This window comes from Chitinophaga sp. (assembly GCF_039596455.1).
Taxonomy (GTDB): Bacteria; Bacteroidota; Bacteroidia; order Chitinophagales; family Chitinophagaceae; genus Chitinophaga.
Genome location: NZ_JBCNJR010000012.1, coordinates 29559 through 45778, shown reverse-complemented (window position 1 = coordinate 45778; position 16220 = coordinate 29559). Strand labels below are relative to the sequence as shown.

The following is a 16220-nucleotide window of genomic DNA, read 5'->3' as shown; positions in this document are numbered from 1 at the left end:
AGCAGCAGTCATGTCAAAATTTACGATAAGGGTGTACGGCATCATGTTCAATGAAAAAAAGCAGGTGCTGGTGAGTGACGAATATATCCGCGGAGGGTATTACACCAAGTTTCCCGGCGGCGGACTGGAGTTTGGGGAAGGCACGCTGGAGTGCATGATCAGGGAATGGAAAGAGGAGCTGAACCAGGATATTGAGGTAGTGGAGCACATTTACACCACAGATTTTTTCCAGATATCCGCTTTCGACGATGTTAACCAGATCATCTCCATCTATTATCTCGTAAAACCGGTTTCTCCTTTCACCGCGCCTTTGCTGGAGAAACCTTTCGACTTTGACATACCGGCCGGCGCCACGCAGGTGGAAGGGGTACGCTGGGTAGACTGGAACGAGTTTTCAAGCGAAGCGGTGACGCTGCCTATTGACAAGGTGCTGGCAGACATTGTGAAAAAGAAGTACGAACAGCTACAGCCCTAGAACCATTTTTTCTTCATAAAATACCAGCTCATTACCACGGCGGTTACAATGGCAATGGTAACGGGTATGTAGAAGGCGTACCGGGAGTGGGCGTAGGGTATCTCCACGTTCATGCCGTAAATGCTGGCTACCAGTACGGGCAGGGTGAGCACAATGGTGATGGAGGTGAGGCGCTTCATCACAAAGTTCAGGTTATTGGAAATGATGCTGGCAAAAGCATCCATAGTGCTGCTGAGGATATTGGTGTAGATATTGGCCATTTCAAGGGCCTGTGAAGTGTCTACGATCAGGTCATGCAGGAACTCTTTCTCGTCGTCATTAAGGCCCATGAAATTGGTGCGCTCCAGCTTCATGAGCAGCAGCTCGTTGCTGCGCAGGGCCGTTACAAAGTACACCAGGCTTTTCTGGATACGCATCAGGTACAGCAGCTCCTCATTACGGTTGGAGTCATACAGCTTTTGCTCCAGCAGGTTACGGCGCTGGTTGATCTCCTTCAGGTAATCCAGGAAGTTCATGACCACTTTTTCAAACACCTTCAGCACCATCATGTTCCGTTTTTCGGGGTGGCGGTTGTGGAAGGTGTTGAGGAATTTTTTGATGGCGGCGTTGTCGAAAGAGTTAACGGTAACGATCTGGTTGTGGGTGAGGATGATAACGATGGGGATGGTGATGTAGTAGGCGTCGCTTTCGTTGATGGAATTGTTTTCAGTGGGTGTTTTGATAACGATGAGCTTCACATTGTCTTCCAGCTCGAAGCGGGCTTTTTCATCAATATCCAGGGAGTCCGTGAGGAAGTCCAGGGGAATATCCAGCTCTTCGGAGAGCTGTTCAAACTCTGCCTGTTTGAGGGGCGGGGTAATATTCACCCAGGCGCCGTTTTCCGGGCGTTCAATGGCTACCGTGCGGGCATCTATATTTTTGAAATACTGGATCATCCGGGCGCAAAGGTAGTGGAATTAATTTACCTATAGCAGGCGGGTCAAATATTAATATTTCCTTCAAATACAAGGGTGGCGGGGCCGCACAGCCATATATCCGAAAAGCTCCGTTCCCCGGTGCGGGTGAAGCTGATCTCCAGGTGGCCGCCAAGGGTTTCAACGGGTATGTTGTAGGTGCCTGCTTCTGCGGGGGCGGCGGTGAGCGCCGCCGCGGTAACGCCGGTGCCGCAGGAGTAGGTTTCATCTTCCACGCCCCGCTCGTAGGTGCGTACAAAAATGCCGTTGTCTACCTCCTGTACAAAGTTCACATTGGTACCTTCGGCAGCAAACCGTTCATTATAACGGATTTCCCGGCCTTGTTGGTATACATCTACCTCCTGCACGTCTGTTACAAACTTTACAAAGTGGGGAGAGCCTGTATTGAGATAAAAATACATATTTCCTACCTCCATCCAGTCTACGTTCTGCATTTTAAGGTTAACCCAGCCGTTTTCCCGGAAGCGGGCTTCATGGGGGCCGTCTACTGCAATGAACCGCACTTCTTTTTTATCAATACCCATCTGGCGGGCAAAAGCCGTGAGGCAGCGGCCGCCGTTGCCGCACATGCTGCCTTCGCGCCCGTCCGCATTGTAATACTTCATCTGGAAGTCGTATTCCGGGTGGGTTTCGAGCATCATCAGCCCGTCTGCGCCGATGCCGAAGCGGCGGTCGCACAGGTGAGCTATCTGCGCTGTGGTGAGGCCGCTGTAAGCGCCGTTCCGGTTGTCTACGATCACAAAGTCGTTGCCGGTTCCCTGGTATTTGTAGAAATGAATGTTCATGCTGGTGCAAAGGTAAAAATGTTTTTTCAGCGTGCAATGAGGCGTGGGCCGGTACTGTTGCAGAAAACGCCGGAACGTGGGCCGAACGGGGCTTTTACTGCGCAATGATACCCAGCGCTTTCTCTATCAGCGCGTTTACAGCGGCGTTGCCGTCTTTGCTGAACTCCTGCCTGATGCGGTTGGCCACAATGGCGCTGATGGACAGGCAGTGGTGCCCCAGCACACGGCCAAGGCCATAAATACCGGCGGTTTCCATTTCAAAATTGGTGATATGCCGGTTCTCGAAGCTGAAACCGCTGAGCTGCTCAATCAGGTCCGGGTGGGAGAGGCCGCCGCGCAGCGCTCTGCCCTGCGGGGCATAAAAGCCTGGACAGGTTACGGTAATGCCGGTGTGAAAACCGTCTGTAAACCGTTCCAGCAGTGTTGAGGCTGCTTCTATCAGGTAGGGCCGCGCAGCATTGGGCTGCAGGCGTATTTGCCCGCGAAAGGCCTCCAGCAGCAATAGTTCTTCCGGGGTATTCTGGTAAGTATAAAAAGGCAGCAGGTTATCCAGCCCCAGCCCGTGAGAAGACACCACGAAACTGTCTACCGGTACGGATTCCTGCAGGGAGCCGGCCGTACCCAGGCGGATGATCTGCAACGCTGCAGGTTCTTCCTTTACCAGGCGGGTGTTGAAATCAATATTGACCAGCGCGTCCAGCTCGTTGAGCACAATGTCTATATTATCTGTGCCAATACCGGTAGACACCACAGAGAGCCGTTTTTGCCCGATGTAGCCGGTATGCGTCACAAACTCGCGGTGGCGGTAGGTGCCTTCCATACGGTCAAAGTGCCGGCTCACAGCCTGCACCCTGTCAGGGTCACCTACGGTGATGACGGTCTCCGCCAGCTCTTCCGGACGTACGTCCAGGTGGTACACGGCGCCGCGGGCGTTGAGTATCAGTTCTGATTCGGCTATTCTGGTCATATATGGTGTATTTTTTTTAATTCATAAATGAATATCTTGTAATCAGATTTGGCAAATATCGAAAATTTACTACTTTTGCAGTCCAACAAAATTAATGGTTCCGTGGCCGAGTGGCTAGGCAGAGGTCTGCAAAACCTTATACAGCGGTTCGAATCCGCTCGGAACCTCAGAAACCTTCTCTTTTGGAGAAGGTTTTTTGTTTTCAGAACGGGCCTTTGCGGAAAACGAGACCTATATCCTACCTATATCACACCTATGTTAGACCTATATTAGACCTATATCACACCTATATCAGACCTATATTAGACCTATGTTGCACCTATATTAGACCTATATCACACCCGGTTTCGACCTGGTTCAATTGTGGTCTTCTCCTGCTCAGGATCTTCCAAAAAAAGGCCGGGAATCATTCCCCGGCCGTCTTCCAAAAGGTTGTTATGCGTACTTATAACTTCCGTATCCAGATATTCCTGTAGCTCACCAGGTCTCCATGGTCTTGCAGCATCAGCGGCATGGCGCCGTGCTTTTCGTAGTACGGCTTGCCGATGTACAGCGTTTTGCCAAGCAACTCCGTGTTATTCTGTACCAGTATGCCGTTGTGCAGCACGGTGATGCGGGCCGGAGATTTCAGGCTGCCGTCTGCATTGAAGCGTGGGGCGGTCCAGATCACATCGTAGGTTTGCCATTCACCGGGCTTTTTGCAGGCGTTCACCAGCGGAATGGCTTGTTTGTACAAACTGCCGGCCTGGCCGTTGGAGTAGGTTTTGTTATTGTAATTGTCCAGCACCTGCAGTTCGTAGTTGCTTTGCAGGAAGATGCCGCTGTTGCCGCGGCCCTGGCCTTCGCCTTTTACTACGGACGGCGTGCGCCATTCAATATGCAGCTGGAAGTCTTCGAAGGAGGCTTTGGTTTTGATACCGCCTTTTTTGGGCGCCACGGTCATGGCGCCGTTGCTCAGCGTCCAGGGGGCTGCGCCGCCTTTTTCGGATTCCCATTGGTCAAGGTTCTTTCCGTCAAACAGTACAATAGCGTCTGAGGGGGCGGCAGTGCCGCTGCCGGGTGTTACCACGGCGGGCACGGGTTCCCATACTTCAGTGTCTTCGGGTTTACCCTTCTGCTGTGCGTCTGCGCTGATAGCGGGCACCAGCAGGGCGGCTGATACCAGCAGGGAAGAAAAACGGTACATGTTCATTATTTAGGCAATTTATAACTGTTATGGTAAACGGGTGTGATGAGCTTGTTGGCAGCGGCGTCTGTAAACTGCTGCTTTTCTTTGTTCCAGTACACTTTCTGGCCTGTTTTAAAGGCGATATTGCCCATTTGCGCATTCACGGCTACGTTGGCGCCGGTCTGGATGTCGCAGTGCAGGTCTTTGAGGTTGCGTGACTTGATCACGTCCAGGAAGTTTTTGGTGTGTTTCACCAGCCCGTTGTCAGAGGCTTTTACGCGGGGTACGGCTTCCATTTTGTCTTTTTCGGGTATCACCTCCCAGCCGCCGCGGTCCAGCACCAGGGTGCCGTTATTGCCCAGGAAGGCAATGCCGTGGGTACGGCCGTAGGGGCCGCCATCTATACCGGTAGCGTGCTCCCACTGCATGTTGAAGCCGTCAAATTCGTAAATGGCGGTGAGCGTATCAGGCGTTTCCGCGGCATCGTCAGGGTAGGCGAACTTGCCGCCGGAAGCTACTACAGACTTGGGGTTGGAAGCTTTCATGCCATAGAGCGCATAGTCTATGAGGTGCACGCCCCAGTCTGTCATCAGGCCGCCGGCGTAATCCCAGTACCAGCGGAAGTTGAAGTGGAAACGGTTGGGATCGAAGGGCCGGGTTTGCGCCGGGCCCAGCCAGCTTTTATAGTCTACACCGGCGGGCGGGGCGGAGTTGGGCTGTTTGGGAATGGACTTCATCCAGCCCATGTACGCCCAGGCTTTTACCAGCCTTACATTGCCGAGCTTCCCGGAATGTACAAAGTCAATAGCGTCATTAAAATGCTGCATGCTGCGCTGCCACTGGCCCACCTGCACCACGCGGTTGTGGCGCTGCTGGGCGGCTACCATGGCGCGGCATTCGGCAATGGAGTTGCCGATGGGCTTTTCAACGTATACATCCTTGCCGGCAGCGCAGGCGTCTGTCATCTGCAGGCAATGCCAGTGGTCAGGCGTACCTATCACCACGGCGTCAATGTCTTTGTTCTCGAGCAGCTTGCGGTAGTCACTGTAGAGCTTTACATTGGTAATGTTCTTTTGGGCCAGCTCTGCGGCCCGTTTGTCCAGCACGTTCTTGTCTACGTCGCAAAGCGCTACGCATTGCGCTTCGGGGTGGTTCAGCAGGCCGTTGAGGTTGCTCCATCCCATGCCGTTCACGCCTATCACCGCAAAGTTAACACGGTCACTGGGGGCAAAAGCGCGCAGGGCAGAAGGGAAGAGGGCCGACCCGGCCAGGAAGGTGCCGGAGTTCAGGAGAAAGTTTCTTCTGTGCATAAGTTTTCATGTATTTAGACGTGGAGTAAATGAAAGCCAAGATATGAAAAGGAAACTATATTTCTTCCTCTTCAGGGTCCCCTGTTGCCCCAAAATTCATCATGGTGCCCAGGAGGTCAGAGAAACGGGTTTCGCTCTCAAAGGTTTTCTTGCTGAGCAGGGAATAGGCGGCCAGCCCGTGCAGCACCATTTCCATCATCAGCAATTGCTCCTGTTTGTTGGCCTGCGGGAAAAGGTGCTTCACCAGCTCCGGCAGCCCGCTTACCTGTGTGAGGGCGGCTTCGTACTGCTTGTCTGTAGTGTCCTGCATCAGTTGCAGGGCATTGCCCTGGTCAAACCACTGGATGATGGTGCGGTACGGATTTACGTCTGCCGCGCCGGCCTTGCGTTTCTTGAACGCGTCAGGGTTGGGGAAGTACTGGGCAAAGGTGGTGCGCACACTCTTTTCCAGCAGGTTTACGGCCACCTGCAGCGGCCCTTCCTGCTCGCCTTCGTACACCAGCTCTATTTTTCCCGTAATGGCGGGTATGATGCCCTGCAGGTCATTGATCCGTACCTGGGTGCTCTTTTCCTTGTTGATGATGGCCCTGCGTTCTGCCGCGCTTACCGCGTTCTCGAACGCGGCAATGGTGAGGCGGGCGGAAACGCCGCTTTTTTTATCTACCCACTCGCTGGTGCGGGCCTCAAACGCCACCTGCTCTATGAGCCGCTTGATGATGTCAGGCATGCGCACGGCGCCCTGTTGCTCTTCGTGTATGGCGGCTTCCTGTTCGGTAATGAGCAGCGAATTTTCAAGCGTTTTGGGATAGTGAGTGATGATCTGGCTTTCTATACGGTCTTTCAGCGGCGTTACAATGGCGCCGCGGTTCGTATAGTCTTCCGGGTTGGCGGTGAACACAAACAGGATGTCTAGCGGCATACGTACTTTGAAACCGCGTATCTGTATATCTCCTTCCTGCAGTATGTTGAAGAGGGCTACCTGTATGCGGGCCTGCAGGTCCGGCAGCTCGTTGATCACAAATATACCGCGGTTGGAGCGGGGAATGATGCCGAAATGGATCACCCTTTCATCCGCATAGCTGAGCTTTTCGTTGGCGGCTTTGATGGGGTCTACGTCGCCAATGAGGTCTGCTACAGATACATCCGGCGTAGCCAGCTTTTCCCCGTAGCGTGCTTCACGGGGCAGCCATTCTATGGGCGTTTTGTCTCCCAGGGTGGCTACCAGGTCACGCGCATGGCGGCTGAGCGGCGCAAAGGGATTGTCGTTCACCTCGGAGCCGGCCACAATGGGTATCCATTCGTCCAGCAGGTCTGTCATTTGCCGGGCCATCCTCGTTTTTGCCTGTCCGCGCAGGCCCAGGAACAGGATGTTGTGCCGGGAGAGCAGGGCTCTTTCGGTATCGGGTATCACGGTATCATCATACCCGATGATGCCGGGGAAAGTGCTTTCCTTTCTTTTCAGCTTCAGTATCAGGTTCTGCCTGATCTCCTCTTTCACGGTGCGGTAGGTATAACCACTTTTTTTAAGCTCGCCGAGCGTTTTGATCTTTTCCATTGCTTGTGTTGCTGTTTTATAGCCGTTTTCTTTTCCCGCTTTCGAAATCGTAGAAGAGGAACTGGCCCAGTTTGTCTGTGCCGGAGAAAAAAGCCTTGCCGTTATTGGTTTCCGTAAATTCTTTTACAAATTGCTGCAGCCAGGGATCTGTGGCTACCATAAAGGTGGTGATGGGTATTTTGAGTTTTTTGCACTGGGCGGCCAGGTTGAGGGTGCGGTTGAGTATCTTCCTGTCAAGCCCGAAGCTGTTCTTGTAATACTGTTTGCCCTGCTTGAGGCAGGTGGGTTTCCCGTCTGTGATCATAAAGATCTGTTTGTTGGGATTGCGCCGCCTGCGGAGAATGTCCATGGCCAGCTCCAGCCCCGCCACCGTGTTGGTGTGGTAGGGGCCTACCTGCAGGTAGGGCAGGTCTTTGATCTCTATCTGCCAGGCATCGTTGCCGAACACAATGATGTCCAGCGTGTCTTTCTGGTAGCGGGTGGTGATCAGCTCGCTGAGCGCCATGGCCACCTTTTTGGCGGGGGTGATCCGGTCTTCCCCGTAGAGTATCATGGAGTGGGAAATGTCAATCATGAGGGCGGTGGAGGTTTGGGTCTTGAAGTCCGTTTCGCGGATCTCCAGGTCGTCCTGCTGCATGGAAAACGCCTCTATGCCGTGGTTGATCTGGGCGTTGCGGATGGAGGCGGTCATGTCTATCTGCTCCAGGGCGTCCCCAAATGCATAGGGCCGGGTTTCCGCGTTCAATTCGTCCCCCATACCTGATTTACGGATATTGTGATCTCCGATGTTGGACTTTTTGAGTTTGCCGAAAATTTCTTCCAGCGCGCGTTTCCGGATGGTCTGCTCCGTTTTGCCGGTAATGTCCATCTGGCCGCTTTCCTCATTTTCCCGGATGTAACCTTTGTCTTTCAGGTCTTGAATAAAATCACCTATGCCATACTCGTTATTGGAAAGCTGGTATTCTTTGTCTAGCTCTGTGAGCCACTGCAGGGCCTCTGCCACATCCCCGCTGGTATAAGTGAGTAATTGCGTGAAAATGTCCAGCAATTTTTCGAACGGCGACTGTTGGTTCTCCGACGGGTCAAACCGGGAGAAAATGAATCCTTTCATCCCCTTGTTTTGTCTTGTTTATTAACCCGGTGGGAGCCATTGACGATGGCGGTCACCCGGGCTGCATATCAGGTCTAATTTACGCAAAAAAGCGCTGGGGCGAAAAAAGTTAAAAAAGCGGGCCGGAAAATTTAAAAAATGGCTGTTTATTCATTTATTTTACCTTTCTTAAAAACACGTCTATGAATTCATTACGAAAAGGGCTGCTGAGCCTGGGAATGGCTGCCATGCTGTTCACCACGGCCGTTGCACAAAAACAGGAAGCGAAGCTGGGCTGGAAACTGGGTGCCCAGGCTTATTCATTCAACAGGTTTACCCTCACCCAGGCGCTGGATAAACTGGACTCCTGCGGGCTGCAATACGTGGAATGTTACCCTGGCCAGACCATCGGGGGGAATATTGAAGGTAAAATGGACTTCAAGATGGATGCCGCCAAACGCCAGCAGGTGCTGGACCTGCTGAAAAGCAAAAAGAAAACGCTGGTGGCTTTCGGCGTAGTAAGCCCCAGGAGCGAAGAGGAATGGAAACAGCTGTTCGAGTTTGCCAAAGCCATGAACATCCAGATCATCACCTCCGAACCGCGTACGCAAGACCTGGACCTGGTGTCCAGGCTGTGTGACGAGTACAAGATCAAGGTGGCCATCCATGACCACCCGAAGCCCAGCCACTACTGGTCTCCAGACAGCGTGCTGGCCGCCATCAAAGGCCGCAGCCAGTATATGGGCGCCTGCGCGGACATTGGCCACTGGGTACGTTCCGGGCTTGATCCCATTGAGTGCCTGCAAAAACTGAATGGCCGCGTGTACAGCCTGCACCTGAAAGACCTGCACGAAAAATCCCGCCAGGGCCACGACGTGGTATGGGGTACCGGGGTTTGCAATATTGAAGGGGTGCTGAAAGAGCTGAAAAAGCAGAAATTCAAGGGGCTTTTCTCCGCGGAATACGAGTACAACTGGTTTAACAGTGTACCGGAGATCAGGGAAAGCGTGAAGAACGTGCGGGGCATGATATCGAAACTGTAATTGCGGGAGCGATAAAATGAAAGAAAGCGCCGGGGGAGTGTTTCCCACCGGCGCTTTCTTATTATCGCATGCTAAGATGATTGCCTGGAAGTATCACCTGCCAGACATCGCACTATAAAAAAACTCCCGGCGCTCATACCGGGAGTTTTTTTTATCTGGGAGAAGTTATTTACCACTATCCGTTTTCGGAACACTGTCAGGCACTGTACTGAACTGCCCGCCGGCTTCATTGCTCCTGGCGGAGTCTTTCCCGAAATCCAGCTTCCATTGCTTCAGCATCAGGATGAAGCGCTCTGCGCGCTGGGCGTCGTCCTGCAGGTCATTGGTGAACAGGCGGGGCGGCAGGCCGCGGTAGTAGCGCATTTGCTGTTCCAGGTCTTTGGTGATCTCGTCTGATATTTCGTTGGCGCGTTTGGTATTGCCGGCAATGTAGTAGGCATACACCACTTCCATGCTCCACAGGTTGTGCATGTTACCGGGGGAGGTGAGGGCGTAAGGCATGTTGCCGGGCAGGAACACGGAATCCTGGCGGTCCAGCACTTTCAGCGCGCTGTCTTTCTTGCCTTCTTTGGTGAGGGCCACGCTCAGCTTGGTGTAAGAATTGCGGATGCTCTGCAGCATGCGGCGGTTGGGCTCGTCAAAGTATACGCCTTCAATGTTCACGCTGCCGTATACAAACTTGTCCATCAGGTTTTCGTACATCTTGCGGGTATGCACCTGGTCGTTGAGGCCGGGCAGCATTTCGTCAGATGCGGGCCTGCGCGTGGGCACCAGCCGGTAGGTGAGGCCCTCCACCTGCAGGTACTCGTTAAAGCCGAGGTCTACGGGAGAGGTGAAGTATATCGGGCGTTTCCATGCGTTGGTGGCTATGATGTCATACACCGCCAGGTCGTTTTTGTACACTACCTGTTTCGGGATCACGAAGGGCACCTGCGGGGAGATGCGGCCGCTGTCCTGTATATCTACCGTGCCGTTTTTCACCACTTCCGCCACATCTACCGGTATGAACATTTTCTGCGTGGGCAGGTAGTTCACTTTTTCGCCGGTGTTCAGGGGCACTTTGGCCTGGTCACGGTCATCGCCAATGAAGTTGATCACTTCCTTCAGGTTGAAGTAGCGGTCTTGCGGCACCTGGCCGTTATCATACAGCATTACATAGTTGCGGTTCTCGCCGCGGTATTTGTCAGCGCCCAGCGTCATTTCAATGGCGGGGCTCTGGTTAACGGCCCTGGTTTGCTGGGCAATGTACCAGTCTACGCCCAGCAGGCTGAGGTTGATCACGCGGATGTCTGGCCTGATGCCTTCCACTTCCTGTGCGTACCAGAGGGGGTAGGTATCGTTATCCCCCACGGTGAACAGGATGGCGTTGGGAGCGCAGGATTCCAGGTAGTCACGGGCCACGTCGCGGGCCAGCACTTTCTTGGAACGGTCATGGTCATCCCAGCCCTGTTGCGCCATCAGCATGGGCACGGCCACAAAACAGAGTATGATGGCGAGCGGCGCGGCCATTTTGGCCACGGCGTTCTTTTTAATAAAGAAGTTATAAATACTGAGCACGCCCAAACCAATCCAGATGGCAAAGGCATAGAAAGAGCCCACGTAAGCATAGTCACGTTCACGCGGCTGGTTGCCGGCCTGGTTCAGGTACAGCACAATGGCAATACCGGTGAAGAAGAAGAGCAGCCCGACAATGAACGCGTCTCGCTTGTGGCGGTTGTAATGGAAGAAGAAACCGATCAGCCCCAGTATCAGCGGCAGGAAGTAGAAGGTATTCCGCGCCTTGTTGTTCTTCAGGCTGTCGGGCATCTCGCTTTGGTCTCCGTAAAGCGCATTGTCGAGCGGGGCAATGCCGGAGATCCAGTTGCCGTCACGCGGGTTGCCAAAGCCCTGCACATCGTTTTGCTTGCCGGCAAAGTTCCACATGAAGTAGCGGATGTACATGAAGTTGAGCTGGTAACCGATGAAGAACTTGATATTGTCCCCGAAGGTAGGCGCTTCGCCTTCCTTGAGGCCCAGGAAGGCCTTGTAATAATCTGCGTGGCCCTGGTCGTTGCTGGCGTCCCACACGCGGGGGAACAGCATCTTGTCTTTGCTGGCGTATACGGGCACCTGTTTTTTGCCAACGGGAATGTATTCTTTATTGCTGCGGGCGTACACCGTGCCTTTTTCTTCATAAGATTCCGGGCGGGCGGTAAACACCTGGCCGTACAGCAGCGGGAAATCCCCGTATTGTTCGCGGCCGAGGTAGCCTACCAGAGACACCGGGTTGTCTACATTATACATGTCTACAGACGGGTCTGCGGAGGAGCGCACCATGGTGGTCACGTACGTGGAGTAACCCATCAGCAGGAAGAATATGCAGGAATTGGTGAGCTGCACAAAGTGTTTCAGCTTTTGTGCGTTCAGCTCTACACCGAACAATTTAATGAAGTAGGGTACCAATAATACGGCTGCGGCCAGGATGAAGCGCAGAATACGGACGCCGGCGCCGTCCCCATCCGCAAAAGCCGGAATGGCAATAACGGATGCCACAATGATGAGGGGCACATAAAACCCGAATTTCGGCCTGAAATACCCGTATACCAGCATCACTATGATGGCTACGAAATAAAAGGTGAAGCCGGAGAAGAAGGGCATATGCAGGCTATTCACAAAGAACACGTCCATCATGCCGGAGGCCTTGATGGTATCTTGTATGATGAATTTCTGTACCAGGCCGGTAAGCACGCAGCCAAGTACAAAAGCCCAGAACGCGCCGGTGGTATTTACTTTTTTACTGCGTTTGAAGTAGTAGATCAGCACCATAGCGGGTATGGTGAGCAGGTTGAGCAGGTGTACGCCAATGGAGAGGCCCATCATGTAGGCTATCAGCACTATCCAGCGGTCTCCGTACTGGGTATCCGCTTCATGTTCCCATTTGAGCATGGCCCAGAACACGATGGCGGTGAACAGGGAGCTCATGGCGTATACTTCGCCTTCAACGGCGGAAAACCAGAAAGAGTCGGAGAAAGTGTAGGCCAGCGCACCAATGGCGCCGGCGCCCATTACGGCCAGCAGTTGCTGGTTGCTCAGGGGCTCGCCGTTCTTGGAGAGGATGCGGCGGGCAAAGTGGGTGATTGTCCAGAATAAGAACAGGATCGTAAAACCGCTGGCCAGGGCGCTCATGATGTTAACGCCCAGGGAAGCTTCGGAGGGAGAGAACGGAAGGGTGAACAGCCGGCCCAGCAGCACAAAGAGCGGAGCGCCGGGGGGGTGGGGCACCTGCACCTTGTAGGCAGCCGAAATGAACTCCCCGCAGTCCCACAGGCTGCCCGTGGCTTCCATCGTCATTAAATACACCGTGCAGGCAATTATGCACACTATCCAGCCCGCAATGTTATTAATCCGGTTAAAATTCATAAGGTTGTTTTAGATAATTCCGACAAAAATAGAAAAAGTAACCAATTAAGCTAATGTGAACAACAGTTTTAACTTTTTATAAATGTTTTAACAAATCAGGCCTTCCGGTCAAGGCTCCAGGCTTCAGGCTTGCCGGAAAACCAGCCTTTAATGGAGGCCCATACTTCGGTGAAAAGGGGAGAATGGCGGTAGGCGTCCAGCGCGGCGGTGTCATCCCAGGTGCTGTAGGTGAAATAGACGCCGGGGTGCATCTTGTCTTTCCACAGCTCCAGGTGGTGGCAGCCGGGAAAATGGCGGATGGCATGGCGGCGGGCTTCGAAGATGGCCTCGAAGTCCGCGGAACGGGCGGGGTCAAAGCTGAGTTTCACGATCCGGATCATTCTTCAAAGAGGATTCTGACGGTTTGATAAAAGGATAGCTGCTGGAAAGAGCCCTGCTGCAACTGGTCACGCCGGAAGCCCTGCAGGCCGAAGAGGCCGGCGGCATTGCCCTTGTTCACGGCAATTTCCAGGTAACCGGCGGCATTGAAGAGGGCCAGTTTCTGGCCTTCCGCCACGTCTGCATAGGTTTCGCTGATCTGGGTGATCATTTCATCGCGCCGGAAGAAGATGGCAAACCGGCGGTCCCGGCGGTGCTCGGTGAACTGCTCGCGGGTAATGTTCACCACCACGTTCTCAAAATTGTCTATATGGATGATCTGGCCTTCAATATAATCTTCCCCGGTGAGGGGCTGCAGGTTGTTTTTGACGACTATTTCAGGGGCCGGCGTGCCGATGGCATCCAGCGGGGCGCCGGCTATCAGCTGTGCCAGCGCCTGCGCCATGGCGCGTACAATGTTGAGGGTATTGCGTGTTTCCCCCGCGGGCAGCGGCAGGCGGTATACTTCGGCGGGTTTTTCCCCTGCTATCATGGTCAGCAGCCCGTTGTCCGCACAGCAGATGTACTGGCCGTTGTGGCGGCCTATCAGCACGTAATCCGCCTTGCGGTCAAACAGGTTGTTGAGCACCAGGTGGTACACGCCTTCGGGAAAATAATGGAAGGCGCTGCGGCAGATGTAGGTGGCCTGAGGAAGGTTGAAGGGTGAAATATGATGGGAAATGTCCACCACGTGGGCATCTGCACAGTGTTGCAGCAACAGGCCCTTGATGGCGCCTGCGAGGTAATCCTGCAAACCGATGTCTGATGTTAGTGTGATGATGGGCATGTTGTACATCCGGAACTATAAAGCACAGGGGAAATCTGTGCAAAGAAAGTCATTTTATCAAAGTAATGTTGAAAACAATTTGATTTCTTTTATACACATAGGGATATACACATACCGGGCCGGAAATGTTCAGAGAGGAGAGCCGGGCTCTTTCCGGAAGTGATTGAATACCAGTTTGTCTGCCCAGCGGGGTATCACATGGCTGAGCAGCACGGTCAGTTTTCCCTGTAAAGTGAGCACTACCGTACGTTTCCTTTTGGCAATGGCTTTGAGCGTATGCTGCGCCACTTCCTCCGCGCTCATCAGCCGTGACTCGTCCAGCGGTGTTTCCCTTTGGGAGTGGCCCGTCTGGTCAAGGGCGGTGTTGCGGATATTGGAAGAAGTGAAGCCGGGGCATACCCACATCACGTTCACGCCTGTATGCAAATTTTCTGTGCGTAATGTTTCCAGGAAACCCTGCATGGCAAACTTGGAGGCGGAATAGCCCGTTCTGCCCGGCAGGCCGCGGTAACCGGCAATAGAAGAAACGCCGGCAATGGTGCCTTTGTTGGCGGTTATAGACGGCAATGCAAACTTGGTGCAGTACACGGTGCCCCAGAAATTGATATCCATCAGGGTTTTCAGCACGTCTACCTCCACATCCCGGAAGAGGGCGCGCATGCTTACGCCGGCGTTGTTGATCAGGATGTCTATGCCGCCGTATTTTTCCAGCACGCTGTCTATAAATGCCTTGCAATCAGCTTCCCTGCCTACGTCCGCCACAAAGGTGTGCAGCAGCGGGTTGTTAACCTCCTGGCTGAGGGAGGCCAGTGCGGCTTCCCTGCGGCCGCAAACCGATACCCTGGCCCCCGCCTGCAAAAAAGCGACGGCCAGTGCTCTCCCTATCCCTGAAGTTCCCCCTGTGATCACAACGGATTTATACTGAAAGGTGCTTTGCATGGCGCAAAAATAACGGAGCGGCACACAATAAGAAAAATTATTTGGTGAAAGAGGGGAAATGGGAGGGGGAATATGTAAAAAAGGCCGGCCTGAAACAAATGCTTCAGCCGGCCTGCGGGGTATTGATGAAAATGTTTGGAACTTCCGTTAATGGGCGTGCCCGCCTTCTTCCCCGCTGTTCATCATTTTGGCCTGCAGGTCCTGGGCGCCCTGTGTTACGTATTGCGCATCGGCAGGCAGCTCTTCCGGCAATACCACTTCAGTATAACCGCCAGCGGTTACTCCGGCCCTGATCTCTACCCTGCGGTAGTGGCGCGGCTGAGCGGTGGCCACAAATACGTACTGCCGGCCGGCATCCATTACCACGGCGGCTGAAGGGAGAGCAGGCACCCTGGCGGCGCCGGTCTCCACCCAGGCTTTGAGGTAGGTGCCGGGCAGCATTTCCTTGTCTTCCCGGTCAAGATGGCAATGCACGCGGATGGTGCGGTCTTTGTCAATTTCCCGGCCTACAAGATGTATGGTGGCGGTTCTTTCCTTTGACTCGTTGGATAATATGAACCGTACCTTGTTGCCGATCTTGAGACGGGGAATGTCTTTCTCAAACACCGTCAGCTCCGCATGCAGATGCTCCGTGTCTACAATTTCGAACAAGGGCTCATTGGGGCTCACGTATTTGCCCACGTTGGCGTTTACCTTGGTAACATAACCGCTGATGGGCGCCAGCACGGGAATGGAACGGAGTATGGTACCGCTTTCCAGCCTGGCTACCTGTATGTTCATGAGCAGCAGCTTTTGCTTCAGGGCTTCCAGCCTCACCTTGAGGGTATTCCGCTCAGCGTCGGTTTTCTGGAAGGTCTTTTTGGCGCTCACGTTTTCTGCGCTCAGTTCCTTCTGCCGCTCATACTCAAGGTCCAGGAAGGCCAGCTGGGCTTTGGTTTCCAGGTAGTCTTGCTGCAGCTGGATGTAGTCGGGGTGCTCCATTTGAGCAATTACCTGCCCCTTTTTCACCCAGTACCCTTCCAGCAGGTCTGTATGCCGCAGTATGCCGCCAATGGGCATGGAGATGCTCAACATTTGCTGCGGCGGCACGTCCAGCAGGCCATTTACTTTAATGGTGCCGCTCAGTTCTTTTTGCTCAACGCTGCCGGTTTGCAGGCGGATGGTGTTGAACTGCGCTTCGGTGATCTCCACAACGTCTTCCGTGTGTGGCGGCTCTGCGGCCGTGCTGTCTGCCGCGGGGGCCTTGCCTTTGTTGCTGCAGGCGGAGAAGGCTATGGCGGCGGCTATGATGATGATGTTTCCTTTCATGTG

Annotated in this window: 14 protein-coding genes and 1 tRNA gene; 3 read left to right on the top strand and 12 right to left on the bottom strand. The window is 53.7% G+C overall.

The window, feature by feature from the left end:
* Positions 1–10: 10 nt before the first annotated feature.
* Positions 11–475, top strand: a complete 465-nt coding sequence (locus ABDW36_RS24750) for an NUDIX domain-containing protein (RefSeq protein WP_343704627.1) — start codon at positions 11–13, stop codon at positions 473–475.
* Here the strand turns inward: ABDW36_RS24750 and ABDW36_RS24745 are convergent.
* From ABDW36_RS24745 to ABDW36_RS24735, 3 genes are all read right to left on the bottom strand, one after another.
* Positions 472–1410, bottom strand: a complete 939-nt coding sequence (locus ABDW36_RS24745; protein ID WP_119080411.1) for a magnesium transporter CorA family protein — start codon at positions 1408–1410, stop codon at positions 472–474. The genes ABDW36_RS24750 and ABDW36_RS24745 overlap by 4 nt on opposite strands.
* Before the next feature lie 44 nt (positions 1411–1454).
* A complete protein-coding gene (dapF, locus tag ABDW36_RS24740; RefSeq protein ID WP_343704626.1) occupies positions 1455–2234 on the bottom strand; it encodes a diaminopimelate epimerase in 780 nt (259 codons plus the stop codon).
* A 94-nt stretch (positions 2235–2328) separates the two neighbouring features.
* Positions 2329–3201 (bottom strand): nucleoside phosphorylase, encoded by an 873-nt coding sequence (locus ABDW36_RS24735; RefSeq protein WP_343704625.1) that lies wholly within the window; start codon positions 3199–3201, stop codon positions 2329–2331.
* 96 nt (positions 3202–3297) lie between these two features.
* Here ABDW36_RS24735 and ABDW36_RS24730 point away from each other — a divergent pair.
* Positions 3298–3368, top strand: a tRNA-Cys gene (locus ABDW36_RS24730).
* Positions 3369–3646: 278 nt separating this feature from the next.
* On the opposite strand, the gene ABDW36_RS24725 is transcribed toward ABDW36_RS24730, so the two are convergent.
* The 4 genes from ABDW36_RS24725 to ABDW36_RS24710 are packed head-to-tail and all read right to left on the bottom strand — an operon-like array spanning position 3647 to position 8345.
* On the bottom strand, positions 3647–4393 hold the full coding sequence (locus ABDW36_RS24725; protein ID WP_343704624.1) for a DUF1080 domain-containing protein: 747 nt from the start codon (positions 4391–4393) through the stop codon (positions 3647–3649).
* On the bottom strand, positions 4393–5679 hold the full coding sequence (locus ABDW36_RS24720; protein ID WP_343704623.1) for a Gfo/Idh/MocA family oxidoreductase: 1287 nt from the start codon (positions 5677–5679) through the stop codon (positions 4393–4395). Before ABDW36_RS24720 ends, ABDW36_RS24725 begins: the two co-directional genes overlap by 1 nt.
* A 55-nt stretch (positions 5680–5734) precedes the next feature.
* The gene (locus ABDW36_RS24715; RefSeq protein WP_343704622.1) at positions 5735–7234 is read right to left on the bottom strand and encodes a sigma 54-interacting transcriptional regulator; all 1500 of its coding nucleotides are present in this window, start codon (positions 7232–7234) and stop codon (positions 5735–5737) included.
* 16 nt (positions 7235–7250) lie between these two features.
* Positions 7251–8345 (bottom strand): VWA domain-containing protein, encoded by a 1095-nt coding sequence (locus ABDW36_RS24710; RefSeq protein ID WP_343704621.1) that lies wholly within the window; start codon positions 8343–8345, stop codon positions 7251–7253.
* Positions 8346–8527: 182 nt separating this feature from the next.
* On the opposite strand from ABDW36_RS24710, the gene ABDW36_RS24705 reads away from it, so the two are divergent.
* On the top strand, positions 8528–9367 hold the full coding sequence (locus tag ABDW36_RS24705) for a sugar phosphate isomerase/epimerase (RefSeq protein ID WP_343704620.1): 840 nt from the start codon (positions 8528–8530) through the stop codon (positions 9365–9367).
* Between the two features lie 165 nt (positions 9368–9532).
* On the opposite strand, the gene ABDW36_RS24700 is transcribed toward ABDW36_RS24705, so the two are convergent.
* The 5 genes from ABDW36_RS24700 to ABDW36_RS24680 form a co-directional block, all read right to left on the bottom strand.
* On the bottom strand, positions 9533–12766 hold the full coding sequence (locus tag ABDW36_RS24700; protein WP_343704619.1) for a DUF2723 domain-containing protein: 3234 nt from the start codon (positions 12764–12766) through the stop codon (positions 9533–9535).
* 95 nt (positions 12767–12861) lie between these two features.
* Positions 12862–13146, bottom strand: a complete 285-nt coding sequence (locus ABDW36_RS24695; RefSeq protein ID WP_343704618.1) for an antibiotic biosynthesis monooxygenase family protein — start codon at positions 13144–13146, stop codon at positions 12862–12864.
* Positions 13143–13970, bottom strand: a complete 828-nt coding sequence (locus tag ABDW36_RS24690) for an SAM-dependent chlorinase/fluorinase (RefSeq protein WP_343704617.1) — start codon at positions 13968–13970, stop codon at positions 13143–13145. Before ABDW36_RS24690 ends, ABDW36_RS24695 begins: the two co-directional genes overlap by 4 nt.
* Before the next feature lie 129 nt (positions 13971–14099).
* A complete protein-coding gene (locus ABDW36_RS24685; protein ID WP_343704616.1) occupies positions 14100–14909 on the bottom strand; it encodes an SDR family oxidoreductase in 810 nt (269 codons plus the stop codon).
* A gap of 147 nt (positions 14910–15056) precedes the next feature.
* A complete protein-coding gene (locus tag ABDW36_RS24680) occupies positions 15057–16217 on the bottom strand; it encodes an efflux RND transporter periplasmic adaptor subunit (RefSeq protein ID WP_343704615.1) in 1161 nt (386 codons plus the stop codon).
* Between the last annotated feature and the right edge of the window lie 3 nt (positions 16218–16220).